This window comes from Stenotrophomonas sp. TWI169 (genome assembly GCF_039674705.1).
In the GTDB taxonomy this organism is placed as follows: Bacteria; Pseudomonadota; Gammaproteobacteria; order Xanthomonadales; family Xanthomonadaceae; genus Stenotrophomonas; species Stenotrophomonas maltophilia_P.
This window is the reverse complement of sequence record NZ_JBDJOB010000011.1, coordinates 1-24398: the sequence shown is the minus strand read 5'-3', so window position 1 is coordinate 24398 and position 24398 is coordinate 1. Positions and strand designations below refer to the sequence as shown.

General features: G+C 68.0%; 18 protein-coding genes. 7 read left to right on the top strand and 11 right to left on the bottom strand.

The window, feature by feature from the left end:
* Positions 1-72: 72 nt before the first annotated feature.
* Positions 73-2475 (bottom strand): ribonucleoside-diphosphate reductase subunit alpha, encoded by a 2403-nt coding sequence (locus ABE543_RS10315; RefSeq protein WP_053518585.1) that lies wholly within the window; start codon positions 2473-2475, stop codon positions 73-75.
* Between the two features lie 560 nt (positions 2476-3035).
* Here ABE543_RS10315 and ABE543_RS10310 point away from each other — a divergent pair.
* Positions 3036-3845 (top strand): DUF2884 family protein, encoded by an 810-nt coding sequence (locus ABE543_RS10310; RefSeq protein ID WP_053518587.1) that lies wholly within the window; start codon positions 3036-3038, stop codon positions 3843-3845.
* Between the two features lie 67 nt (positions 3846-3912).
* Here ABE543_RS10310 and zapE read toward each other — a convergent pair whose 3' ends face one another.
* Positions 3913-5013: a cell division protein ZapE gene (gene zapE / locus ABE543_RS10305; RefSeq protein WP_053518589.1), complete on the bottom strand. Its 1101-nt coding sequence runs from the start codon at positions 5011-5013 to the stop codon at positions 3913-3915.
* Positions 5010-5681 (bottom strand): CocE/NonD family hydrolase, encoded by a 672-nt coding sequence (locus ABE543_RS10300; RefSeq protein ID WP_346475657.1) that lies wholly within the window; start codon positions 5679-5681, stop codon positions 5010-5012. Before ABE543_RS10300 ends, zapE begins: the two co-directional genes overlap by 4 nt.
* Before the next feature lie 43 nt (positions 5682-5724).
* Between ABE543_RS10300 and ABE543_RS10295 the strand changes: the two genes are divergently transcribed.
* The gene (locus ABE543_RS10295) at positions 5725-6582 is read left to right on the top strand and encodes a hypothetical protein (RefSeq protein ID WP_053518593.1); all 858 of its coding nucleotides are present in this window, start codon (positions 5725-5727) and stop codon (positions 6580-6582) included.
* Between the two features lie 137 nt (positions 6583-6719).
* Here ABE543_RS10295 and ABE543_RS10290 read toward each other — a convergent pair whose 3' ends face one another.
* The 3 genes from ABE543_RS10290 to ABE543_RS10280 form a co-directional block, all read right to left on the bottom strand.
* On the bottom strand, positions 6720-8165 hold the full coding sequence (locus tag ABE543_RS10290; protein WP_346475656.1) for an ExeM/NucH family extracellular endonuclease: 1446 nt from the start codon (positions 8163-8165) through the stop codon (positions 6720-6722).
* A 199-nt stretch (positions 8166-8364) separates the two neighbouring features.
* Positions 8365-8883: a c-type cytochrome gene (locus tag ABE543_RS10285; RefSeq protein ID WP_053518595.1), complete on the bottom strand. Its 519-nt coding sequence runs from the start codon at positions 8881-8883 to the stop codon at positions 8365-8367.
* 199 nt (positions 8884-9082) lie between these two features.
* Positions 9083-9700 (bottom strand): TetR/AcrR family transcriptional regulator, encoded by a 618-nt coding sequence (locus tag ABE543_RS10280; protein WP_053518597.1) that lies wholly within the window; start codon positions 9698-9700, stop codon positions 9083-9085.
* A gap of 155 nt (positions 9701-9855) precedes the next feature.
* On the opposite strand from ABE543_RS10280, the gene ABE543_RS10275 reads away from it, so the two are divergent.
* The 3 genes from ABE543_RS10275 to ABE543_RS10265 are packed head-to-tail and all read left to right on the top strand — an operon-like array spanning position 9856 to position 14648.
* Positions 9856-11019 carry an isovaleryl-CoA dehydrogenase gene (locus ABE543_RS10275; protein WP_053518598.1) on the top strand — a complete coding sequence of 388 codons (1164 nt, stop codon included), beginning with the start codon at positions 9856-9858 and terminating at the stop codon, positions 11017-11019.
* Positions 11020-11028: 9 nt separating this feature from the next.
* A complete protein-coding gene (locus tag ABE543_RS10270; RefSeq protein ID WP_065174183.1) occupies positions 11029-12639 on the top strand; it encodes a carboxyl transferase domain-containing protein in 1611 nt (536 codons plus the stop codon).
* A gap of 26 nt (positions 12640-12665) precedes the next feature.
* Positions 12666-14648 (top strand): acetyl/propionyl/methylcrotonyl-CoA carboxylase subunit alpha, encoded by a 1983-nt coding sequence (locus ABE543_RS10265; protein WP_346475673.1) that lies wholly within the window; start codon positions 12666-12668, stop codon positions 14646-14648.
* A gap of 6 nt (positions 14649-14654) precedes the next feature.
* Here the strand turns inward: ABE543_RS10265 and ABE543_RS10260 are convergent, their stop codons facing one another.
* Positions 14655-15824 carry a putative peptide maturation dehydrogenase gene (locus ABE543_RS10260; protein ID WP_346475655.1) on the bottom strand — a complete coding sequence of 390 codons (1170 nt, stop codon included), beginning with the start codon at positions 15822-15824 and terminating at the stop codon, positions 14655-14657.
* 118 nt (positions 15825-15942) lie between these two features.
* On the opposite strand from ABE543_RS10260, the gene ABE543_RS10255 reads away from it, so the two are divergent.
* Positions 15943-16227 (top strand): NHLP-related RiPP peptide, encoded by a 285-nt coding sequence (locus ABE543_RS10255; RefSeq protein ID WP_053518604.1) that lies wholly within the window; start codon positions 15943-15945, stop codon positions 16225-16227.
* A 7-nt stretch (positions 16228-16234) separates the two neighbouring features.
* On the opposite strand, the gene ABE543_RS10250 is transcribed toward ABE543_RS10255, so the two are convergent.
* From ABE543_RS10250 to aceB, 4 genes are all read right to left on the bottom strand, one after another.
* A complete protein-coding gene (locus ABE543_RS10250; protein ID WP_164151113.1) occupies positions 16235-18751 on the bottom strand; it encodes a putative peptide modification system cyclase in 2517 nt (838 codons plus the stop codon).
* A gap of 16 nt (positions 18752-18767) precedes the next feature.
* The gene (locus ABE543_RS10245; protein WP_053518607.1) at positions 18768-19808 is read right to left on the bottom strand and encodes a GGDEF domain-containing protein; all 1041 of its coding nucleotides are present in this window, start codon (positions 19806-19808) and stop codon (positions 18768-18770) included.
* 357 nt (positions 19809-20165) lie between these two features.
* Positions 20166-21458, bottom strand: a complete 1293-nt coding sequence (gene aceA, locus ABE543_RS10240; protein WP_053518608.1) for an isocitrate lyase — start codon at positions 21456-21458, stop codon at positions 20166-20168.
* Positions 21459-21522: 64 nt separating this feature from the next.
* Positions 21523-23145: a malate synthase A gene (aceB, locus tag ABE543_RS10235; RefSeq protein WP_053518609.1), complete on the bottom strand. Its 1623-nt coding sequence runs from the start codon at positions 23143-23145 to the stop codon at positions 21523-21525.
* A gap of 109 nt (positions 23146-23254) precedes the next feature.
* Here aceB and ABE543_RS10230 point away from each other — a divergent pair, with 109 nt between their 5' ends.
* A complete protein-coding gene (locus tag ABE543_RS10230) occupies positions 23255-24223 on the top strand; it encodes a LysR family transcriptional regulator (RefSeq protein ID WP_164151111.1) in 969 nt (322 codons plus the stop codon).
* Positions 24224-24398: the final 175 nt, after the last annotated feature.

Sequence of the window (24398 nt, the reverse complement as noted above, 5' to 3'; positions counted from 1 at the left end):
GGCATGGCCCGGCGCTACCTTGTCATTGCGCAGCCGGGCCGAGCCCGGCTCCATCTACGGCACAGCGCGCGATTACTGGCAGGCCTCGCAGGCTTCCGGGTTCTCCAGCGAGCAGGCGATGGCTTCGTCCGGGCTGAACACCTTGGCCGGGGCCGCGTTGCTGACCGTGGTCTTGGCGATCTTGGTGGCCGGACGCGAGCGCAGGTAGTAGGTGGTCTTGATGCCCTGCTTCCACGCGTACATGTACATGGACGACATCGCGCCGATGTTCGGGCTTTCCATGAACAGGTTGAGCGAGGCCGACTGGTCGATGAAGGCGCCACGCTCGGCGGCCATGTCGATCAGCGAACGCATCGGCAGTTCCCACGCGGTGCGGTAGACCTCACGCAGGGTTTCCGGAATCTGCGTCAGGCCGGCGATGGAACCTTCGGCCAGCTTGATGGCATCGCGCATGTCGGCGGTCCACAGGCCCAGCTTCTTCAGCTCGTTCACCAGGTAGCGGTTGACCTGCAGGAAGTCACCGGACAGGGTTTCGCGCTTGAACAGGTTGGACACCTGCGGCTCGACGCACTCGTAGCAGCCGGCGATGGAGGCGATGGTCGCGGTCGGGGCGATCGCGATCATCAGCGAGTTGCGCAGGCCGTGCTCCTTGATGCGGGCACGCAGGGCATCCCAGCGCGCGGTGTCTTCCGGCACCACGTTCCAGGCGTCGAACTGCAGTTCGCCACTGGCGGCACGGGTGTCGTTGAACGACGGGTGCTTGCCGCGTTCCTGGGCCAGCTCGGTCGAGGTTTCCAGCGCGTGGAAGTAGATCGTCTCGGCGATCTTCTTCGACAGGGCACGGGCTTCGGCGCTGTCGAACGGCAGGCGCTTGCGGAAGAACACGTCCTGCAGGCCCATGCAGCCCAGGCCGACCGGGCGCCAGCGCAGGTTGGCGCGGCGGGCGGTTTCGATCGGGTAGAAGTTCAGGTCGATGACACGGTCGAGCTGGCGCACGGCCAGGCGCACGGTCTCGGCCAGCTTCTCGAAGTCGAACTCGTTGTGCTCGTCGAAGTGGTTGCCCAGGTTGATCGAACCCAGGTTGCACACCGCGGTTTCATCGTTGGAGGTGACCTCCAGGATTTCCGTGCACAGGTTGGACAGGTGGATCACGTTGCCCGGACGCAGGGTCTGGTTGCTGGCGCGGTTGCACTTGTCCTTGAAGGTCATCCAGCCGTTGCCGGTCTCGGCCAGCGTACGCATCATGCGGGCGTACAGCTTGCGGGCGGAGATGGTGCGGTTGGCCTTGCCCTGGGCTTCGGCCTGCAGATAGGCCTGCTCGAAGGCTTCGCCGAACAGATCGGTGAACTCCGGCACGACGCGCGGATCGAACAGCGACCATTCCTGGTCGGCCTCGACGCGCTTCATGAACAGGTCCGGCACCCAGTTGGCCAGGTTCAGGTTGTGGGTACGGCGGGCTTCATCACCGGTGTTGTCACGCAGCTCGAGGAAATCCTCGATGTCGGCGTGCCAGGTTTCCAGGTACACGCAGGCCGCGCCCTTGCGCTTGCCGCCCTGGTTCACCGCCGCCACGGACGAGTCCATGGTCTTCAGCCACGGCACGATGCCGTTGGAATGGCCGTTGGTGGACTTGATGAGCGAACCACGCGAACGCACGCGGGTGTAGCTGACGCCGATGCCGCCGGAGAACTTCGACAGCTGGGCGATGTCGCCGTACTTGGAGTAGATCGACTCCAGCGAGTCCTGCGGCGAATCGAGCAGGAAGCACGAGGACAGCTGCTCGTGGGTGGTGCCGGAGTTGAACAGGGTCGGGCTGGACGGCAGGTAGTCCAGGTTGCCCATGCGCTTGTACAGCGCCAGGGTCTCGGACACGTCCTCGCTCAGCGCGCTGGCGATGCGCAGGAAGAACTGCTGCGGGGTCTCGATCACCTTGCGGGTGTGCGGATGGCGCAGCAGGTAGCGGTCGTACAGGGTACGCAGGCCGAAGTAATCGAAGTTCAGGTCCAGCGAGATGTCGATCGCATCGTTGAGCTTGCGCGCGTTGGTCTGCACGAAGTTCAGCAGGCGGTCGTTGATCAGGCCGACTTCATGGCCACGGCTGACCGACTGCGAGAAGGCATAGATTTCCTGGCCCGACACTTCCTTGGCGATGTAGTTGGCCAGCAGGCGCGCGGCCAGACGGCCGTACTCGGGTTCTTCACCGATCAGCAGGGCGGCGGTGCGGATGGACAGCTCGTCCAGCTCGCGGGTGGTGGCGCCGTTGTACAGGCCGGAAATGGTGCGGGTGGCCACGCGCATCGGATCGACGGCGTGCAGGCCTTCGGAGGAACGCTGCACCGCACGCACGATCTTGTTCAGGTCCACCAGTTCGGTCGTGCCATTGCGCTTGGTCACACTCATCGCGTTGGCCGTCGGCGGCGACGTCAACAGGAACTCGCTTTCCTTTTCGATGGTGGCGCTGGTTTCGGTGGTCACGGCGTGTGTCCTCTTGGCGTGATGGGGTAGTTGCAGGTGCATCGGTGGCGCGGCCCAGGACATGACGGTCCAGGATGGCAGCTGGGCGTCGCAGGAGGTGAGACCTGCGCCTGCCGCTGCCGTGACGGTCGCCGACGGGTATCGCTGTGGACGGGGGTGCCGCGTGGCTCCCGCCTCTGCGCCTTCCCCGTTGTCCTTGCGACGTGGGGTCGCTGCGACCGATGGCCACAAGATAGTGGGGGTGGTGGGGTCCGTCAACGCCAAATGTAGTGAAATTCGGCAATCCCTTGCGCCGCAAGGATCGTGCCATCGGCGCCCGGATCGGACGCTTTGGACCTGCCGGAACGGGCCGCGCAGTCAAGACCGGAACGCGTCATTCCGGCGGTACAACGGAGTGCGGAAACAGAACAATGACAGCTTCACATGACAGTAACGGAATGACCAAGGGACAACCCTGTGGATAGAAGGTGGGCAGCCGGTGGACGGCGTGACTTTCGGCCGATGACGGACAGGCCGGAGAGGCGGACGCTGGGCTCTGGCGACTGGAAAAGGACTGTCCAATGGACCTGCGACTGCCTGCCCTGGCAGTGCTGTCGGCGCTGTGCATCATGCCGGCGCAGGCGGCCGACGCGCCGAAGCTGCACGCGGACCAGTGTGGCATCCGCACGGACTATGACGTGCTGGTGGACAGCGGCGGCATCTGGCTGCGACACGGCCCACAGGCGCCGCACGAGGTGGTGTTCCACGATGGTGTGCTGAGCCTGGATGACACGATCGTGCCGGTCAGCGACGCCGATGCCGCCCGCCTGCGCCAGCTGGAGGCCGGCGCGCGCCGGTTGATGCCCGCCGCCACGGCATTGGCGCGCGATGTCAGCCAGCTGAGCTTCGACGCGCTCGATGGCGTCTACGAGAGCCTGACCGGCACCGCCAACAGCCGCAAGGTCAGGCGCCTGCGGCGGCAGGCGGATGACTGGATCGAGGGGACGCTCGGAAAGGGCTACTGGGAACAGGCGACCTTCGGTCCCGGATTCGAGGCGAAGGTGCAGGACATGGCCGAGACGCTGTCCGGCTCGATCGCCCGCAGCGTGCTCTGGCAGGTCTTCACCGGTCGCAGCGACGCCATGGAGGAACGTGCCGAGCGCCTGGATGCCGAGCTGGACCGGCGCCTGGAAGCCGGTGCCCAGCGTGTGGAGGCCAGCGCGATGGCGTTGTGCCCGCTGGTGCGTGCGCTGGCCGATACCCACGATGCGCTGGAAGTGCGTTACCAGGGCCAGCCGCTGCGGCTGCTGGAGCGCAGCGACAACGGCCTGCAGGTGTCGACCGGGCCGGAGGAGCGGCCGCAAGGCAACGCACTGGCGCCCAGCCGGTAACGTCGAGCTGCCGCTGCAGCGCCTGCGCGCGGCTGCCCTTCCGGCAGATCGTGCAGCTCCCGGGCCCTCACGCCCGGTGCGGGGTACCCAGGTATTCAGCGCTCTGCATCTCGATCAGGCGCGAGGCGGTGCGCTCGAACGCGCCCTGCAGGCGCTGGCCGGTGTACAGCTCGACCGGCGAGGTGCTGGCGGTGCAGACCAGGTTGACGTGGCGGTCGTACAGTTCGTCGATCAGGTTGACGAAGCGGCGCGCGGCGTCCTCGTTCAGGCGATCGAAGGCGGGAATGCCGCCCAGCAGCACCGTATTGAACTCGTGTGCGATCTCGATGTAGTCCGATGGGCCGCGCGGGCCTTCGCACAGGGCGGCGAAGTCGAACCAGGCGATGCTCTTGCCCCGGCCGCGGACCGGAATCTTGCGGCCTTCGATCTCGATGTTGCCGGCCTTGGCGGGCTGACCACCACTCAGTTCGTTCCAGCGCGTGGCGAGCCAGTCGTCGCTATCGGCGGCCAGCGGCGCGCGGTACACCGGCGAGCGGGTCAGCGCGCGCATCCGGTAATCCTCCGTGCCTTCGGCGTACAGCTCGACGCAGAAGCGCTGCAGCAGGCTGATGGCGGGAAGGAAGCTCTCGCGCTGCAGGCCATTGAGATACAGGTTCTCCACCGCCGTATTGGAGGTGGTGACCAGGGTCACGCCCTCGGCGAACAGGCGTTCGAGCAGGCGCGCCAGCAGCATGGCGTCGCCGATGTCGGTGACGAAGAATTCGTCCAGCACCAGCACGCGCAGGTTGCTGCGCCATTCCTGGGCGATCTTCGCCAACGGGTCGCTCTGGCCCTGGTGCTCGCGCAGGCGCTCGTGGACGCTGCGCATGAAACGATGGAAGTGGGTGCGGTACTTCTGCTTGATCGGCAGCCCGTCGTAGAACAGATCCACCAGGAAGGTCTTGCCGCGGCCGACACCCCCCCAGAAATACAGCCCCTTGACCGGCTCGGGCTTCTTCCAGAACGAGGACAACCGGTCCAGCCAGCCGTCGTCGGCGTTGTCCAGCAGGCCCACGTGGATGCGGTCCAGCTCGGCCAGCGCCGCGTGCTGGGCGGGGTCGTCCTGCCAGTCACCCCGGGCAACCCCGGCCGCATACCGCTGCGACGGGGTCAACTCGACTGCACTCATGCCGCTGCGCCCAGCCAGTGCTTGACGCCGTGGGTCAACGCACCACGCAGGTCGATCAGCTTGCGATGGAAGAAGTGGCTGGTGTCGGGCATCCGCACCAGCTCATGCGGAGCCTGCAGCGCGTCCAGCCACTGATAGACCGCCTGCGGGTCGACGATCTCGTCCTGCTCGCCCTGGATCACCAGCCAGCGGGCCGGTGGCTGCACGCCGTCGAAATCCCAGCGGCCGGCCGGCGGCGCGATCGAGATCAGCGCCTCCGGCTGCAGCGTGGCGGCCGCCTTCAGCGAAACGAACGCACCAAAGCTGAAGCCGGCCAGCCACAGGCGGTCGTCGGGGCGCTGGCTGCGCACCCAGGCGGTCACGGTCTTCAGGTCATCCTGCTCGCCCACGCCGCCATCGAAGGTGCCCGCCGAACCACCGACGCTGCGGAAGTTGAAGCGCACCGTGGCGATGCCCAGCTCGCGCAGGGTGCTGGCGGTCATGGTGACCACCTTGTTGTGCAGGGTGCCGCCCTCGGTGGACAGCGGATGGCAGACGATGGCCACGATCGGCTGCACCGGCACATCGGCCTTGGGCAGGTCGACGACCACTTCCAGCGGGCCGGCCGGGCCGTCCAGTTCGAGGCAGGCGGTTTCGCCAAGGGCGACGGGGAACGAAGGCTTGTGCATGGCACCATGATACCGTCCCCCGCCCCTGCCCTGTGCCCGCCCCATGCTCTACCTGTCTTTGGCCGTGATCTGCAGCGTGCTGGTTTCGGTGTTGTTGAAGGTGGCCGGACGCCGCCAACTGGATGTTGCGCAGATGGTCACCTGGAACTATCTGGTGGCTGCGACCCTGACCGCCGTGGTGCTGCAGCCGCCGCTGGATGCGCTGCGCGCGCCGCATGCCCCGTGGCCGTCGTTGCTGGCGCTGGCGGTGGTGCTGCCCTCGATCTTCCTGGTGCTGGGCCGCGCGGTGGCGGTGGCCGGCATCGTCCGCAGCGACGTGGCGCAGCGGCTGTCGCTGCTGCTGTCACTGGCGGCGGCGTTCCTGTTCTTCGGCCAGACCGCCACGCCGTGGAAGCTGGCCGGGCTCGGCCTGGGCCTGCTGGCGATGGTGGCCATCAGCCTGCGCCCGCGCGGCCCGGCGGTGGCGTCCTCGCCCGGTGGCTGGGGCTGGCTGCTGGGCGTGTGGGGCGGCTTCGCGGTGGTGGACGTGCTGCTCAAGCAGGTGGCGCTGTCCGGCACGCCGTCGATGGCGGCGGTGCTGGCCAGCTTCAGCGTGGCCTTCGTACTGATGCTGGCATTGCAGCTGTGGCGGCACTTCAGCGGTCGCAGCCGGCTGGCCTGGCACAACCTCGGCGCGGGTGCGCTGCTGGGCCTGCTCAACGGCGGCAACATCCTGTTCTATGTGCACGCGCACCAGGCGATGCCGGACAGCCCGGCCACGGTGTTCGCCGGCATGAACATCGGCGTGGTGGTACTGGGCGCGCTGGTGGGCGTGTTTGCATTTGGCGAACCAACCACGAAGTGGAACCGGGCCGGCCTGGCGCTGGCGGTGCTGGCGATCGGATTGATCGCCTGGGGGTGAGTACGGCCCGGGGGTCGGATCCCATTCCAACGGAATGGGCTCTGACCCCACGTGCGGCCCACGCGTTCATGGCCCGGCGATGCATCGGGGGTCAGAGCCCATTCCGTTGGAATGGGATCCGACCCCGGCGTTGGGCATTACTTGTCGAAGCCCAGCAGCAGCGGGTCGTGGTCGGAACTGCGCCATGGGCCGGGCACATTGCGCCCCTGGTAGCCGCTGGCGTCCTGCTCGTCGGCATTGCTGTGCCATTCGGCGGCGCCCGCCAGGCGGCGGGCCATGGACGGACTCAGCAGCGCGTGGTCGAGGCGGCCGCTGTAGCCGTTGTAGACGTAGCTGTAGGGATGTTCGACCTTGGCCACCTTGAAGGCGTCCTGCCAGCCCAGCGTGTGCAGCGTGCGGATCGGATCCTCCATCGCATAGGCGTTGAAATCGCCCAGCATCACCACATCCTTCACCTTCAGGCGCGCGGCTTCGGCCTGCACCCACTGGTTGAGCTGGCGGGCCGATTCGACGCGCGTCGCATTCCAGCAGCCCTGGCCATCGTTGCGGTCGGCGTCGGCGCCGCTGGCGTCGCGGCACCCCTTGGACTTGAAGTGGTTGGCGACCACCATGAACGGTGCGCCCTTGCCCTGGAAAGCCTGTGCCAGCGGTGCGCGGCTGTGCTCGGCAAACGGGCCGTCAAGCTTGGTCAACGGCGGGCCCAATGTCTTGAACGCACCGCGCTTGTAGATGATGCCGACGCGGATGGGATTGGTGCCGGGGCCTTCGCCCGGATCGACCGCCACCCATGCGTCGTCCGGCCCGGCGTGTGGCCGGTCATTGAGCGCGGCCAGCAGCTCGGCAATGGCCGACTGCGGTCCGTAGCCATCGTTCTCCAGCTCCATGAGGGCGGCGATGTGGGTATCGAGCGCATTGATGGTGGCGACCAGCTTGGCCACCTGGGCCTTGTGCTCCTCCAGCGTGCGGGCACCGCGCAGCGTCGGGAAGCCGCCGCCCTGGCCGTCGCCATTGAAGTAGTTTTCCAGGTTGAACGCCGCGATACGCAGGCTGCCAGGCACCTCCGGCACCGCCGGCCGCTGCAGTGCGGGCAGGCTCAGCGTGCCTTCGACCCGCAGCTGGGGGCGGCCCTGCGCGTCCACGCGGACAGTGCCTTCCACATTGCGCAGCAGCATGCCGGTGCGCAGCACCGGGTTGCCCGGCAGGTAGGCCACGCTGCCCGGATCACGCACGTCGCTGCCATCGTCCAGGACCAGGCGGCGGCGCAGGTTGTCAGCCATCACCTGTTCGATGCCGGCGGTGCCTGGCGCGGCCACTTCGGTCGGCTGCCACAGGCGACCGCCGAAGGCGACCGTCAGCTGGCCGGAGCGTTCCAGAGCGTCGGTGCCGGCCAGGGTCAGCGGCGCAGCGATGCGCACACGCTGGCCGTCCAGCGCGCGCCAGTCGGCCGGCGCGGTGGCCAGTACAACGGTGGAGTTGCGCGGGGTGGACGTCGCCGGGGCCGGCATGGCCTGCGGCTGGGCCTGGGCAAAGGCAGGTGCCGGCAGCAGCAGGGACAGGGCGAGAACAAGGGAACGGCGGCGCATCGACGGGCGACTCCACGGAATGGGGGCACAGACTAACCCCGAAATACGAACGCCCGACTGCAGCCCGGCGATCGGCCCGGGTGGGCAAAGCCCCGGGGGCCGTCGACGACGGGATGGCAGCGCCGGGCCCATGTCCGGCAGCCGCCCGCGCAGGTGGCGCAGAGGCTGCCGAGGGCAGGCCCGGCGCTGCGGAAAGGTCCTACTTCAGGTTGCCCAGCATCCAGTCCACGGTGGCGTGGATCTGTTCCTCGGTCAGCGCCGGGTTGCCGCCCTTGGGTGGCATGATGCCGCCGTCCGGGCCGGTGTACCCCTCGATGGCGTGCTTGTAGAGCGTGTCCTTGCCCTGCGTGATGCGCTGGTCCCAGTGCGCGCGGTCCAGGGTCGGCGCCTGGCCCACGCCGGTGGTGTGGCAGGCGGTGCACAGGTTGTCGAAGATGACCTTGCCATCGGTGGTGCCGCCGTACGCCACCTGCGAGGCGGCCTTGGCCAGCGCGGCCGCCTTGGCGGCCGCCTGCGCGGCCGCACCGGTACTGCCGGCGTACACGGCTCCGGTCGGCGCGATGCGCTGTTCGGTGCGTTTGGCCGCAGTGGGCGACACCTCGGGCGGAATCCGGGTGTGCAGGAAGGCGGCAAGGAAGATCAGACCCAGAGTGATGGCCATCAACAGCGCGATCACCATGGAGAAGCGTTTCAGGAACTCCAGATCGTAATTCCGCACTCTTCGTTACCCCTGGCTGGTAGTCGTTGGACCACGGCTGAGCGACTGCGTGATGGGCCGAGTATAGAACGCGTCCTGCGCGCGACAACAGGCGTCAATGCTGGTGCGGCGCAACATGCCGGGGGCTGGGGTCAGATCCCTTTTGCGCCGCAAAAGGGATCTGACCCCAGCAACACAAGCCACCAGGCATGGCCCGGCGCTACCGATTTACCGGTGCGCCGATGGCACGCAGGCAGAAGCTGCAGATGGCGTCGACCAGCGCATCCTCGTCGCGATGCGCTTCACGGCTGGGCGCAGTCGGGCCAACCATCGCTTCGGTGAAGGCGCCGACCAGGCACGCGGCCGCCACATGCGCATCCTGCGCAGGCAGTTCGCCGGCGGCCACGCCTTCCTCCACCAGGCGCAGGAACACATCGCCGAAGGCACGGCGGCCGCGCATGCGCTCGGCTTCCACGTCCGGATCGACCGGTTCGACGATGAAGGCGTGGGCCAGCCCCGGACCCGCCAGGGCGCGGCGCACGAAGGCGGCGATGGCCAGCCGCAGGCGCTCGCTGGCCGCCTCCGGGCCGCTGGCGATGCGTTCCATGATCGCCACTTCATGGGCCACCGCCGCGTTGAGCACCTCCACGAACAGGTCGGCCTTGGAGGGGAAATGACGGTAGATCAGGCCGGTGGAGACCCCCGCCTGGGTTGCCACGGCGGTCACCGGGGCGTTTCGCCAGCCGCCGGTGGCGACCCGTTCACGGGTTGCCAGCAGGATCCGCTCGCGGGCCCCGGCCAGGCGTTCTTCCATCAGTGCAGAGCGTTTGTAGGCCATGTTTTGATTCTGGTTTCAATTTTTGAATTTGTGTTCACTTCTTTCCCGAACCCCGTTACGCTGGGGCCTCGCCCGTGCCGGCGCGGTCCTGGAAACCATTGCCGGCAAGCCCTGGGTGCGTCCATCCCCCACTTTGCCGCCGTGGAGCCGCTGTAATGCACGTGCCGTCCCTGAACTTCGATCTCGGTGAAGAGATCGACCTGCTGCGCCAGAGCGTGGCCCATTTTGCCGCCGCCGAGATCGCGCCGCTGGCGGCCGAGGCCGATGCGACCAACCAGTTCCCGCAGGCACTGTGGCCGAAACTGGGCGAACAGGGCCTGCTCGGCCTTACCGTCGAGGAAGAATACGGCGGTACCGGCATGGGCTACCTGGCCCACGTGGTGGCGATGGAAGAGGTCTCGCGCGCCTCCGGCGGCATCGGCCTGTCCTATGGCGCGCACTCCAACCTGTGCGTGAACCAGCTGCGCAAGAACGGCAGCGAGGCGCAGAAGCAGCGCTTCCTGCCCGACCTGTGCAGCGGCGCCAAGGTGGGCGCACTGGCGATGAGCGAACCCGGCGCCGGTTCGGACGTGGTATCGATGAAGCTGCGCGCCGACAAGCGTGGCGATCGCTATGTCCTCAACGGCAACAAGATGTGGATCACCAACGGCCCGGACGCCGATGTGCTGGTGGTCTATGCCAAAACCGACATGGACGCCGGCGCCAGGGGCATCACCGCCTTCCTGGTTGAAAAGGGCATGCCGGGTTTCTCCACCGCGCAGAAGCTGGACAAGCTGGGCATGCGCTCCTCGCCGACCTGCGAACTGGTGTTCCAGGACTGCGAGATTCCCGAAGAGAACGTGCTCGGCAGCGTCGGCGGTGGCGTGCGCGTGCTGATGTCCGGCCTGGACTACGAGCGCGTGGTGCTGTCCGGCGGCCCGCTGGGGCTGATGGCTGCGGCCATGGACGTGGTGATGCCGTACGTGCACGAACGCCACCAGTTCGGCGAAGCGATCGGCAGCTTCCAGCTGATCCAGGCCAAGATCGCCGACATGTACGTGGGCCTGGGCGCCTGCCGCGCCTACGTGTACGCCGTGGCACGCGCCTGCGACCAGGGCCGTACCACCCGCCAGGACGCGGCCGGTGCGATCCTGTACGCCGCCGAGAAGGCCACCTGGCTGACCGGGCAGGCGATCCAGATCCTCGGTGGCAACGGCTACATCAACGAGTACCCGACCGGCCGCCTGTGGCGCGACGCCAAGCTGTACGAGATCGGTGCGGGCACGTCGGAGATCCGCCGCATGCTGATCGGCCGTGAATTGTTCCAGCGCACTCTGTAAGGCCACCCCATGACCGTCCTGAACAGCCAGCTGCAACCGGGCAGCGACACGTTTGAAAGCAACCGCGCGGCGATGCAGGCCGTGGTCGACGATCTGCACGCCACCCTCGCCCGCACTGCCCTGGGCGGCAGCGAGGCGGCACGCGCCAAGCACACCGCGCGCGGAAAGCTGCTGGTACGCGACCGCATCGACGCCCTGCTCGATGCCGGCAGTGCCTTCCTGGAAATCGCGCCGCTGGCTGCTCATGGCATGTACGACGACGCTGTGCCGGCAGCCGGCGTGGTCGCCGGCATCGGCCGGGTCAGCGGCGTGGAGTGCGTGATCGTGGCCAACGATGCCACGGTCAAGGGCGGCACCTATTACCCGATGACGGTGAAGAAGCACCTGCGTGCACAGGAGATCGCCGAGCAGAACCACCTGCCGTGCATCTATCTGGTCGACTCCGGTGGCGCCTTCCTGCCGCTGCAGGACGAGGTGTTCCCCGATCGCGACCACTTCGGCCGCATCTTCTACAACCAGGCCAACCTGTCCGCGCAGGGCATCCCGCAGATCGCCTGCGTCATGGGCAGCTGCACCGCCGGTGGGGCCTACGTGCCGGCGATGAGCGATGAAACGGTGATCGTGCGCGAGCAGGGCACCATCTTCCTCGGCGGCCCGCCGCTGGTGAAGGCGGCCACCGGTGAAGTGGTGACGGCCGAGGAACTGGGCGGCGCGGACGTGCACACGCGCATTTCCGGCGTGGCCGACCACATGGCCGACAACGACCTGCAGGCGCTGGCACGGGTCCGCGCGATCATCGCCCAGCTGAACTGGCGCAAGCCGGAACCGGCGATGGCGATGCAGCCGCCGGAGGAACCGTTGCTGCCGGCGCACGAACTGTACGGCGTGATCCCGGCCGATACGCGCAAGCCCTACGACGTGCGCGAGGTGATCGCACGCCTGGTCGATGGCTCGCGCTTCGATGAGTTCAAGCCGCGCTATGGCGCCACCCTGGTCACCGGCTTCGCCCATCTGAACGGCTACCCGATCGGCATCATCGCCAACAACGGCATCCTGTTCTCCGAGTCCGCGCTGAAGGGCGCGCACTTCATCGAGCTGTGCACCCAGCGCGGCATCCCGCTGCTGTTCCTGCAGAACATCACCGGCTTCATGGTCGGGCGCAAGTACGAACAGGGCGGTATCGCCAAGGACGGTGCCAAGCTGGTGATGGCGGTCGCCTGCGCGAAGGTGCCCAAGTTCACCGTGGTGATCGGCGGCTCGTTCGGCGCCGGCAACTACGGCATGTGTGGGCGGGCCTATTCGCCGAATTTCCTGTGGATGTGGCCCAACGCACGCATCGGCGTGATGGGTGGCGAACAGGCCGCCAGCGTGCTGGCCACGGTGCGTCGCGATGGCATCGAAGCCAAGGGCGGGCAATGGCCCGCTGCGGAAGAGGACGCGTTCAAGGCGCCGATCCGCGAGCAGTTCGAGCAGCAGGGCCACCCGTACTACGCCAGCGCGCGCCTGTGGGACGACGGCGTGATCGATCCGGCCGATACCCGCCGGGTGTTGGCCCTGGCGCTGTCGGCCAGCCTCAACGCCGCCCCGCAGCAGACGCGCTTCGGCGTGTTCCGCATGTAACCCGCGCCATGACCGAGCCTGTCGCCATGTTCACCAAAGTCCTGATCGCCAACCGTGGCGAAATCGCCTGCCGCGTCATCGCCACCTGCCGCCGCCTCGGCATCGCCACCGTGGCCGTGTATTCCGATGCGGACCGCAACGCCCGCCACGTGCGCCTGGCCGACGAGGCCATCCACATCGGGCCGGCCGCCGCACGCGAAAGCTATCTGCGCGGCGAGGCCCTGCTCGACGCCGCACGCCGGAGCGGCGCGCAGGCGATCCATCCCGGATACGGCTTCCTGTCCGAGAACGCCGACTTCGCCGATGCCTGTGCCGCCGCCGGCATCACCTTCATCGGGCCGCCGGCCAGCGCGATCCGCGCGATGGGTGACAAGAGCGCGGCCAAGGCCTTGATGGCCAAAGCCGGCGTGCCGCTGACGCCGGGTTATCACGGTAACCAGCAGGCGCCGGACTTCCTGCGCGCGCAGGCCGATACGATCGGCTATCCGGTGCTGATCAAGGCCAGCGCCGGCGGTGGCGGCAAGGGCATGCGCAAGGTCGAACGCAGCGAGGACTTCATCGATGCGCTGGCCAGCTGCCAGCGCGAAGCCGCCTCGGCGTTCGGCAACGACCACGTGCTGGTCGAGAAGTATGTCGAGCGCCCGCGCCATATCGAGATCCAGGTGTTCGGCGACAGCCACGGTGATGCGGTCTACCTGTTCGAGCGTGACTGCTCGGTGCAACGCCGGCACCAGAAGGTGTTGGAAGAAGCCCCGGCACCGGGCATGAGTGCCGAGCGCCGCGCAGCGATGGGCCAGGCGGCGGTCGACGCTGCACGCGCCGTGGGCTACGTCGGTGCGGGCACGGTGGAGTTCATCGCCGGCCCGGACGGTGATTTCTACTTCATGGAAATGAACACCCGCCTGCAGGTCGAGCATCCGGTCACCGAGTTCGTCACCGGTACCGACCTGGTGGAATGGCAGCTGCGCGTGGCCTGTGGCCAGCCACTGCCGCTGCGCCAGGACCAGCTGGCCATCCAAGGCCACGCGATCGAAGCACGGCTGTACGCCGAAGATGCCGACCGCGGCTTCCTGCCGTCCACCGGTACCCTGCGCCGCCTGCGCCTGCCGGCTGCTTCGGCCAACGTGCGCGTGGATACCGGCGTGGAGGAAGGCGACGCCATCACGCCGTATTACGACCCGATGATCGCCAAGCTGATCGTCTGGGATGTGGACCGCGACAGCGCATTGCGGCGCATGAGCCAGGCGCTGGCTGACTGCCAGGTGGTGGGCGTGACCACCAATGCCGGTTTCCTGCGCCGGCTGGTCCACACCGATTCATTCGCGCACGCCCGGCTGGATACCGCACTGATCGAACGCGAGCAGGCCGCCCTGAGTGCCGTCGGTGACAGCGACGATGCACTGTGGCAGCTGGCCGCGGTCGCCGCGGTTGCCAGCACGGCCGACGCCGGCAGCGACCCGCGCGATCCCCATTCACCCTGGCGCGCACAGGATGGCTGGCGCCTGGGTGCGCCCGCGCCCCGCGTGCTGCCGCTGCAGCAGGGAGAGCGCCGGCACGTGCTGAAGGTGTGGGCACAGGCCGATGGCTGGCGTGTGCAATGTGATGATGCGGCCCCGCAGTCGGTGCTCGGTCGCCTCGACAGCCAGCACCTGACGGTGCAGCTGGACGGCCGTCGCTGGTCACTGCAGCTGCTGCGCGAGGGTGACCAGCTGTATCTGTTCGGCGCCGATGGCCAGCACCGCTTCACCCTGCACGACCCGGTCGGCGAGTCGGAGCATGCGGTGGCCGATGCAGGCAGCCTGCTGGCGCCGATGCCCGGCAGGATCGTGGCCACGCTGGTCGAGGCCGGTGCCCAGGTCAAGCGCGGCACGCCGCTGGTGGTACTCGAGGCGATGAAGATGGAGCACACCCTGCAGGCACCGGCCGACGGCACAGTGAAGGGTTACCGGGCGAAGGCCGGCGACCAGGTCGGCGACGGCGCGGTGCTGGTCGACTTCGAAGCGGCCTGAGCCACGCTACGGCGTGATCCTGGCGGGCCACACACGGCCTGCCGGGTCCATCTCCGAGGTCTGCATCGTTGCCGCGCGCCAGCCGAAGCCGCATACCGCCAGCGCGCCTTCCGCCATCGGCTGCAGGGCAAGCGCACGCGCGGCCTCGGCCTCGTTGATGGCCGCCGTGACGAACGCGCCCAGGCCCTGTGCGGTGGCCGCGCTGTAGAACGCCTGCGAGATGTGCCCGGCGTCGAGCATGACCGCACGGTAGGCCTTGGCGTGGTTGCGGTACTTCCAGAAGGTGCGCTCGAAGCGGCACACCAGTACCAGCAGCACGTGGGCATCGGCGAACCAGTGCTGGCCCGCCAGCAGGCGCAGGCGGAACCCTGCGGGATCGTCGGGCTGCACCGGCAGCGGGGCCAGTTCATGCGCGACTGCGTGGTAATGGTAGAGCCCCGGCGCCAGGCCCTGCACGTCGCGCACCATCAGATAGGCTTCCAGCGGATGCAGGCTGCCGGCCGAGGGCACGTTCTTCTTCAGGAACCGCACGTCCGGATCGGTTTCCACCTGTCCCTGCGCCATCAGCACCTGCTGCAGCAGCCGTGCCAGCAACGACAGCGGCAGCGCGCGGGTCGCGTCGAAGTTCCGGCAGGTGGCACGCGCCTGCAGCAGTTCCTGCATCGGATCATCATCGCAGCGGGGCAGCGCAAGCGCGCCGGGCTGGCGTGGCGGCGCCTCCGGCGGCGGATTGCCGAAGCTGCGGACCAGGTCGCGCGCGGTCACCAGCTGCTGACGCTGCATGTCCGCGCTGCTGTCCACGCCATCCCAGCAGGATTGCTGGTAGTGCAGCGCCGACAGCGGCCACCAGTGGCTGTCGCGCACGCGCTGCTCGGCCGCACAGGCCTCGGCATGGGCCGGATCGTCGCTCACCAGCAGTCCCTGCTGCAGCAGCGCCAGTACGCGGCGGCGGCAGGCCGCATCCTCCGGCATCGGCTGCCAATGCTCGGCGCTGCAGGCCAACAGCCAGGCGCAGCTGTCGGCATCGATCTCGCATGCCGAAGGCAGGTGGGCGGTACGCACCTGCAGCCGCTGCTCGAAGGTCACCCCGGTGCCGCCGGCCATCAGGTCGGCCAATGCAAAGGCCGGGCGTTCGACCGGCTCGACGAACAGTGTCCGGCAACGGCGGAATCTCATCGGCGTGCAATCGAAAGGCCTGCGGGGGCGCCGATCATAGCGCGATGCACGTGCCTGCCATCAACTTCGCACGATCGCCGCCGATACTTCCATTTTCCCAGCCCGTCGGTTGCACGCCATGTCTTCTTCACCGCTTCCCACCCACGTCGTCCAGCAGCTGCTGGAACGCCTGTCCAGCGACGATGACTTCCGCAAGGCTTTCGCCGCTGATCCGGGCCAGGCACTGCTCGATCTGGGCGCCGATGAAGACTGCGTGCGCGCCTGCCATACGCCACTGGCCACGCTGGGCAGCAAGGCCGAGTTCGCCAAGGCAGCTCCGCGCCTGCGGGAGCTGCTGGACGCGCGTGCCTCGTTCACCGTGCCGTTCCTGTTCGAGGATGGCCTGCCCGGCCTGGATCGATAGATCGGCCTCAGGGCGCGGCCACCGTGCCCTTGTCAGGCATCACTGCGGCGGCGCGGCCTGCCGCCAGCCGCTGCACATCCATCGCGTTCAGTGGCAACAGAGCGTAGTCACCGGTGTCTTCAGCAAATGCCAGGCCGGCGTGGCGCTGCAGCCACGCCGCCTGCCGTGCGACCGCGGCCTGGTCGCCGCGCGCGGTCACCAGATCCAGCTGCAGCACCCGCCACTGGAACAGGTTCGCCGACGGCTGCTGCGCCAGCAGGTCCTGCGCCTGGTCCAGGTCACCCTGGTCGAAGGCCATGCGGGCACGCAGCAGGTTCCAGAGCTCGCGCAGACGCGGATCCGCGTCGCGCTCGGGCAGGGCCTGCAGCGGGTCCCTGCGCTGCATCACCACCGAGGCGTGGCCTGCGCGCGCGGCATGATAGGCCGCCGCCAGGGCGATGAATGCATTGCGGCGCGCTGGCGCAGGATGGCGACGGTCGACCGCGGCCAGCGCCCGGTCCAGCACACGCAGGTATTCCTGTGCCGTCACGTGGTCGCCTTCCTGTTCGCGCCAGGCCAGTGCCTGCAGCGCGTAGATGTCGCACAGCCCACCGACCGTCGTGCACTGGGCAGCCACCTGCCGCATGTCGGTGGCTGCCTCGTGCGCGCGCTCCTGCATGGCCAGCACCGCCGCGCGCAGCATGCGCGTCCCCGGCCCCGATACGGGCATCGCCGCAAAGCCGGCATTGGCGGCCTCGAAATCACCGGCCAGCGCGGCGATCACCGGCTCCATGCCATCGCCATTCCAGCCCGGATGAAGGCGTGCGCCGCGCAGCGCCGCTTCGGCTGCGGCAACTTCGCCACGGGCCAGCTGCACCCGCGCCACGAACACCAGCACCAGTGCACGCCGAGAATGCTGGCGGGCCAGCAGCGGCTGTGTTGCGGCCAGGGCGCCGTCATAGTCGCCCTGGGTGTACAGGATCTTGGCGTAGTTCATCCAACCGGCCGGGTCGTCCGGGTACAGCTCGGTCAGCAGGCGCCACTTGTCGGCGATGCGCATGGGCGGTGCACCTGCGAAATCCGCTGCCCACGCGTCAAGGTACAGCTGGTCGCGTGCGGTCAGGTGGGCACGCTGGCTGACCGCCTTTCGGTACAGCACGGCGGCCTGCTCCAGGTTGCCCTTGGCGTGCTGGATGGTCATCTGCCCCACATAGGCAAAGGCGAATGCGGGATCGAGCCGGGTGGCCTGCTCGTAGAACATCAGTGCGTCGTCGTAGCGGGCGGCCGCCGTGGCATCGACGCCCTTGGCGTAGGCATGCAGGGCATCGAGATTGGCCGTCGCCACGGTGGGCAGTGGTCGCTGATCGCGACCGACATCACGCAACGCTTCGCCCAGGTCGGCGCGCAGCGCTGCCACCACGTGGTCGGTGGAGGTCAGGATCGATTCCAGGCCTCGACCATCGGCGTAGCGCGTATAGACGGTCTGGCCGCTGTGCGGATCGACCACTTCGACACTGACCCGCACCTTGCCGTTGAGCTCGAGCACGCTCGGTACCAGCACCGCGCGTGCGCCGTCGCGCAGGGCCACCTCGATGGCCAGGCCTCGGTCGAGCCGTGCCTGTGGCGAGCGCTGCATCAGCTGCAGGGTGTCGCGCACCTTCAACTCGCTGAGGATGTTGACGAAGCGTGACTGACCCAGGCTGATGTACAGCGCCTGCTCCAGGCTGCTGTCCAGCTGCGGATAGGCGGTGGTGTTCTGCACCGCGGCCAGGATCACCCAGTCCCGTTCGGCGAAGGCGATGGCCGGCGCCGGGCGCAGCAGCATCCACAGCAGCACGCCCAGCGTCACCGCCAGCGCGGCCTCGGTGACCACGGCCGCGGGACGCCGCCACAAGGGTAGATCGCGCCATGCCTTCTCGCCCGAGCGCGGTCGACGCAGCGGCGCACTGCCACGCAGGCCGATCTCGAACACATCCTGGCGCTCGGTGATGCCCTTGAAGCGCCAGCGCCCATGGTGCTTCCAGCGCAGCGCCTCGCTGGCCCAGGGCAGCGTGGAGGTAGCGCGCCGTGCCATCTGCTCGGCGGTGGCCGACAGCAGCACCTGGCCCGGCCAGGCCAGCTGCATCAACCGCGCCGCCATCGGCTTGGCCAGGCCCTCCACCTCCACCGGCTTGGCGCCATGGGCCATTGCTTCGGCACTGTTGTTCCACAACAGCACGTCACCGACATGCAGGCCCGCACGCGCGCGCAGCACGATGCCGCGCTCACGCCCCAGCGCCTCCACCGCAGTCTGGTAGGCCAGGGCAAAACCGACGCCATCGATGGTGCGCTCGAACAGTACGAACAGGCCGTCGGAACGGTCGATCAGCTGCCCGTTCCAGCGCTGCTGCAGACCCAGCACCAGACGGTCATGCTGCTGGAACAGCTCGGCCGCCGCCACATCACCGATCCGCTCAACCAGCTGCAGCGAATCGCACAGGTCGGTGAACAGCAGCGCGCGCAGCTGCTGGTTGTGTGGCGCCGACGTTCCTTTGTCGCCCTTCATCACCGGTGTCTCCGCTCTAGTGCCCGTCCGGCGCGTCCACCCAGCGCAGGCAGTTGCCGCCATCGCGCTTGGCCTGGTACAGCGCGCGGTCCGCACGCGCATACCACTCGCTCCAGTCCGCATCCGGCGCCAGCAGGCTGGCGCCGATGCTCACCAGGCTCACATGGGGCGTGCCATGGCTGCGTTCGAGTAGACCATGCACCGCGCTGAGGATGAACTCGGCGGCATGCTGCACGATTTCGTGGGTGCCGCGCCGCAGGATGAGGCAGAACTCATCGCCGCCCAGGCGGCAGGCCAGGTCGTGTTCGCCGGCCATCGAGCGCAGGATGTTGCCCATGCTCTGCAGCACCCGGTCGCCGGCCTGGTGGCCGTGCCGGTCGTTGATCTGCTTGAAGCGATCACAATCGATCAGCAGCAGGCCCTGCGGTGCGCCCTGCCCATCGGCCCGGCACTCCTGCAGGTACAGGGTCAGCCCGCGGCGGTTGTGCAGCCCGGTCAGTTCGTCGGTACGCACCAGCTCGCGGGTGTGCGTGAGCTGGTGGGTGGTGATGTACAGATTGTCGAGCGCCGTTTCCAGATCGTGGTTGCGGCGCCGCAGCTGGCTGATCAGGGCCTGCTCGTTGGTCAGCACGCGCATGATCGTACGGCGCAGGAAGTAGGCCACCAGCCCTGGATCGGCATCGACCAGACGCTGGAAATCGGCCGGCCCCAGTTCCAGCACCTGGCAATCGACCAGCGCACGTGCACCGGCACTGCGCAGGTGATCGCCGACCAGCAGGCCCAGCTCGCCGAAGAACTCCTGGTGGCCGAGGACCTTGATCACCAGATCCTCGCCGAAATCCAGTTCGATCCGGCCTTCCAGGATCACGTACATGCGCTCGCCACGATGGCCGCGCTGGAACAGCCACTGCCCGGCTTCGAGCCGGCGCGGCCGGCCGAATCTGGCGAACAATGCGACCTCGGCATCGGACAGCAGCGCATGCACGATCTCGGCCATCGCCACATGGGCGATACCGGTCGTTGCATCAGTGTTCTCGGCCGCACCCCTGCCGGTCATTCCCTGCACCCGCCGCCAGCGTCCCCTGGTGAGCCGCGGAGCATAGCACCGCTTTAAAGTGTGCGCCCTATCTCATTTTTACGAATCGACAGCCGGTAGGTGCGTGGAGACCGGGGGCTGCACCTTGGGAGCACGACTGTCCGTAAAAATTCCTGCCGGATCAAGCTGATGCCCGTCTTCACAGGGTTTGGGCCAAGTTGCGTGGCGAGGCGTGCGCCCGATTGACGCGGATGCCATGCGGGACCGGGCCGAGGGGATACAACAACGCCGGCAGGTCCCCCGACCGGCCGGCGTTGTCTGGCCCTTCCCTGGCCACCCTGAGCGGTGTCGGCAGCCGATCGCACGGCCACCGTTGGATCAGGCCGCGCGTTCGCTGTGGAACTGCTCTTCTTCGGTCGAACCGGTCAGCGCGGTGGTGGAGGACTGTCCCTGCTGGATCGCCTGGGTGACCGCGTCGAAGTAACCGGTGCCGACCTCGCGCTGGTGCTTGACCGCGGTGAAGCCGCGCTCGGCCGCTTCGAACTCCGCCTCCTGCAGCTCGACGAAGGCGCTCATCTGCCGGCGCGCGTAACCGTGGGCCAGGTTGAACATGCCGTAGTTCAGCGCGTGGAAACCGGCCAGGGTGATGAACTGGAACTTGTAGCCATAGCTGCCCAGCTCCTTCTGGAACTTGGCGATGGTGGCGTCGTCCAGGTTCTTCTTCCAGTTGAAGCTCGGCGAGCAGTTGTAGGCCAGCAGCTTGCCGGGGAACTTCGCATGGATGGCTTCGGCGAACCTGCGCGCGAACTCCAGGTCCGGCTTGCCGGTCTCGCACCACACCAGATCGGCATACGGTGCATAGGCCAGGCCGCGGCTGATGGCCTGTTCCAGGCCGTTGCGGGTCTTGTAGAAGCCTTCGACGGTGCGCTCGCCGGTGGTGAACGGCTTATCGTTGCCGTCGATGTCACTGGTCAGCAGGTCGGCCGCTTCTGCGTCGGTGCGCGCCACCAGCAGGGTCGGCACACCCAGCACATCGGCCGCCAGCCGCGCCGCGTTGAGCTTCTCGATGGCCTCGCGGGTCGGCACCAGCACCTTGCCGCCCATGTGGCCGCACTTCTTCACCGATGCCAGCTGGTCCTCGAAATGCACGCCCGCGGCGCCGGCTTCGATCATCGCCTTCATCAGTTCGAACGCATTGAGCACGCCACCGAAGCCGGCCTCGGCATCGGCTACGATCGGCTGCAGGAAATCGATGTCGTCCTTGCCTTCAGCGTGATGCAGCTGGTCGGCGCGCAGCAGCGTGTTGTTGATGCGCTTGACCACCGCAGGCACAGAATCGGCCGGATACAGCGACTGGTCCGGATACATCTGCCCGGCCAGGTTGGCATCGGCCGCCACCTGCCAGCCGGACAGGTAGATCGCCTTCAGGCCGGCCTTGACCTGCTGCATGGCCTGGTTGCCGGTCAGTGCGCCCAGCGCGTTGACGAACTCGCGCTCGTGCAGCGATTTCCACAGCTTCTCCGCGCCCAGCCGGGCCAGCGAATGCTCGATATGGACAGTGCCGCGCAGGCGCACCACGTCGGCGGCGCTGTAGTTGCGCTGGATGCCTTCCCAGCGCGGGTTGGTATCCCAGTCGTGCTGGATCTGTTCGGCAGTGGGCAGGGTGCTCATGTCTTTCTCCAGTTCAGTGGTGCGTGCAGCGGGAAGGGAAGCGGCGTGGAAACGGGCGCGGGGATCAGTCGATGCGCGCGTAGGCCGGCAGGGTCAGGAAGTCGGTCAGTTCATCGTTGCGGCTCAGTTCGCCAAGCAGGGCGATGGCTTCGCCGATGCGCGCGCCGCCGGGCAGCGCGGTGGTATCACCCAGGCGTGCGGGCAGCTGCGCCAGGGTGGTGTCGAGCAGTGCCAGGTCGATGGCAGTGCCGTCGTCCAGCTGCTGGCCCGGGGTATGCAACCACTGCCACAACTGGCTGCGGCTGATCTCGGCGGTGGCCGCGTCTTCCATCAGGTGATGGATGGGCACGCAACCGTTGCCGTCCAGCCACGCGGCCAGGTAGCGCACGCAGACTTCGACATTGCCCTCGAAGCCGGCGCGGGTGATGGTGCCCGGCGGACGCGCGATCAGTTCGTCGCGGCCCACGCGCACGTCCTGACGCAGGACGTGGTGCTGGTTGGGCGCAGGCATGTGCTCGTCGAAGATCGCCATCGCCACCGGAATCAGCGCCGGATGCGCGACCCAGGTGCCGTCATGGCCTGCACTCACCTCGCGCAGCTTGTCGGCACGCACACGCGCCATCGCCTGCTCGTTGGCAGCGGCGTCGTTGTTGATCGGAATCTGCGCCGCCATGCCGCCCATCGCATGTGCCCCCCGGCGGTGGCACGTCTGGATCAGCAGTTCCGAATACGCCTTCAGGAACGGCTGGGTCATGGTCACCTGGCCGCGCTCGGGCAGCACGCGGTCGGCGTGGCGGCGGAAGGTCTTCAGGTAAGAGAAGATGTAGTCCCAGCGCCCGCAGTTCAGGCCGACGATGCGGTCGCGCAGCGCGTGCAGGATCTCGTCCATCTCGAACACCGCCGGCAGCGTTTCGATCAGCACGGTCACCTTGATCTGCCCGTGCGGCAGGCCCAGCATGCCTTCGATGTGCGACAGCGCGGTCTCCCACAGGGCCGCCTCTTCCATGCTCTGCAGCTTGGGCAGGTAGAAGTACGGGCCACGATCCTTGCGCTGCAGCGTGCGGGCGTTGTGGAAGGCGAACACCGCCGCGTCGAACAGGCCACCGGCCAGGAACTGGCCATCGATGCGGACGTGCTTCTCGTCCAGATGCCAGCCACGCGGGCGCACGATCAGCACGGCCTGCTCGTCGTACGGGCGCAGGGTGTAGTGCTTGCCATTGGCCGCGGTGTACTCCAGGTCACCACGCACCGCAGCGGCCAGCGACTGCTGCCCGGCCAGCAGGTTGCGCCAGGTCGGCGAGGTCGAATCCTCGAAGTCGGCCATGAACACCTTGGCGCCGGAGTTCAGCGCGTTGATGACCATCTTCGGATCGGTCGGGCCGGTGATCTCGACGCGGCGGTCCTGCAGCGCGGCCGGCAGCGGTGCGACGGTCCAGTCGCCGCTGCGGATCGCGGCGGTGTCCTCACGGAAGTCCGGCAGGCCGCCGCGGTCGAAGAACGCCTGGCGCTCACGGCGGGCCTGCAGCCGCGCCTGCCGGCCCGGCTCCACCGCCCGGTGCAGCGACACCAGTAGGGCCAGCAGCGGCGCCGGCAGCAGGGTGTCCTGGCCGGCCACCCGGGTCGCCAGGGCGATGCCGGGCGTGGCCTTGGCGGCGGGGGAGGGAACAGCGGAAGCGACGGCGGACATGGGACGACTCCAGCAGTGGGGAACATCTCCACCGTGCCGCTGGCGCTCAGTATTTGGCAAAACAGTTTTTGCAATGCTTTACATAAATTGTGCTAATACTCGTTACGCCATGACCACGCGCAGCTCGCCAAGTCCTCGTTTTTCCTACAAATCCGACCGCCTGAAGCCCTTGCGTGCGTTCTGCCAGACCGTGCGTCTGGGTTCAGTCTCACGGGCGGCTGAGGCGCTTTTCGTCAGCCAGCCGGCCATCAGCCTGCAGTTGCAGGCGCTGGAGCGGGAGCTGGGCGTACCGCTGTTCGAGCGCAGCGGCCGCCGCCTGGTGCCCAGCCGCGAGGGCCAGCTGCTGTACGAAATGGCGCAACCGCTGGTGGAGAGCCTGGACGGGCTGGAGGCGCGCTTCCGCGACAAGGTGCGCGGGCTGGATGCGGGCGAACTGAACATCGCGGCCAACAGTTCGACCATCCTGTACCTGCTGCCGAAGATCGTCGAGCGCTTCCGCATGCATCACCCGGATGTGCGCCTGACCCTGCACAACGCGATCAGCGCGGACGGTACCGACCTGCTGCGCGAGGACGCCGCTGACCTGGCCATCGGCTCGATGACCGACGTGCCCGCCGACCTCAGCTACGCCCCGGCCTATCGTTTCGAGCAGGTGCTGATCGCGCCGCATGACCATCCGCTGGCCCGGGGCGCGGAGCTGGAGCTGGCCGACATCGCCCGCTATCCGCTGGTGCTGCCGCCGAAGCGGCAGATCACCTACCGTCTGGTCGACCAGGTGTTCCAGCGCCATCGCATCGCGTACACCGTCGCCCTCGAGGTGGGCGGCTGGGAAGTAATCAAGCAGTACGTGGCGATGGGCATGGGTATTTCCATCGTGCCGGCGCTGTGCCTGAACGAGGCCGACCACGAGCGGCTGGCGGCGCGGTCGATGAAGCGCTGGTTCCCGGAGCGCAGCTATGGCGTGATCGTGCGCCGCGGCAAGGCGCTGTCGGCGCAGGCACGAGCGTTCATCGAGCTGATCCAGCCGGAACTGTTCAGCCCGCGCGATTACGACCAGAGCGGGCATTCCGAGCGGTGAGGGGGTTCTGGTTTGCAGGGCTGCCGCCCTGCACCTGCCGAAGCCTCAAGCCGAAGCAACGGCAACAGCGGGCCATGTGTGGGACGGCGGGGTGGGGGGGGGGGGGGGGGGGGGCGGGCCTCCCGCCCACCGGGGGGGGGGTGGGGCGGCACGCCACCGCGCGCCCCACCCCCCC

Excerpts from the sequence above, each read along its gene's own strand:
- ABE543_RS10265 (WP_346475673.1), top strand. The coding sequence starts at position 12,666 with ATGTTCACCAAAGTCCTGATCGCCAACCGTGGCGAAATCGCCTGCCGC.
- ABE543_RS10255 (WP_053518604.1), top strand. The coding sequence starts at position 15,943 with ATGTCTTCTTCACCGCTTCCCACCCACGTCGTCCAGCAGCTGCTGGAA.
- ABE543_RS10260 (WP_346475655.1), bottom strand. The coding sequence starts at position 15,824 with ATGAGATTCCGCCGTTGCCGGACACTGTTCGTCGAGCCGGTCGAACGC.
- ABE543_RS10250 (WP_164151113.1), bottom strand. The coding sequence starts at position 18,751 with ATGAAGGGCGACAAAGGAACGTCGGCGCCACACAACCAGCAGCTGCGC.
- zapE (WP_053518589.1), bottom strand. The coding sequence starts at position 5,013 with ATGAGTGCAGTCGAGTTGACCCCGTCGCAGCGGTATGCGGCCGGGGTT.
- aceA (WP_053518608.1), bottom strand. The coding sequence starts at position 21,458 with ATGAGCACCCTGCCCACTGCCGAACAGATCCAGCACGACTGGGATACC.
- ABE543_RS10230 (WP_164151111.1), top strand. The coding sequence starts at position 23,255 with ATGACCACGCGCAGCTCGCCAAGTCCTCGTTTTTCCTACAAATCCGAC.
- ABE543_RS10310 (WP_053518587.1), top strand. The coding sequence starts at position 3,036 with ATGGACCTGCGACTGCCTGCCCTGGCAGTGCTGTCGGCGCTGTGCATC.
- ABE543_RS10275 (WP_053518598.1), top strand. The coding sequence starts at position 9,856 with ATGCACGTGCCGTCCCTGAACTTCGATCTCGGTGAAGAGATCGACCTG.
- ABE543_RS10280 (WP_053518597.1), bottom strand. The coding sequence starts at position 9,700 with ATGGCCTACAAACGCTCTGCACTGATGGAAGAACGCCTGGCCGGGGCC.
- ABE543_RS10290 (WP_346475656.1), bottom strand. The coding sequence starts at position 8,165 with ATGCGCCGCCGTTCCCTTGTTCTCGCCCTGTCCCTGCTGCTGCCGGCA.
- ABE543_RS10245 (WP_053518607.1), bottom strand. The coding sequence starts at position 19,808 with ATGACCGGCAGGGGTGCGGCCGAGAACACTGATGCAACGACCGGTATC.
- ABE543_RS10300 (WP_346475657.1), bottom strand. The coding sequence starts at position 5,681 with ATGCACAAGCCTTCGTTCCCCGTCGCCCTTGGCGAAACCGCCTGCCTC.
- ABE543_RS10295 (WP_053518593.1), top strand. The coding sequence starts at position 5,725 with ATGCTCTACCTGTCTTTGGCCGTGATCTGCAGCGTGCTGGTTTCGGTG.
- aceB (WP_053518609.1), bottom strand. The coding sequence starts at position 23,145 with ATGTCCGCCGTCGCTTCCGCTGTTCCCTCCCCCGCCGCCAAGGCCACG.
- ABE543_RS10270 (WP_065174183.1), top strand. The coding sequence starts at position 11,029 with ATGACCGTCCTGAACAGCCAGCTGCAACCGGGCAGCGACACGTTTGAA.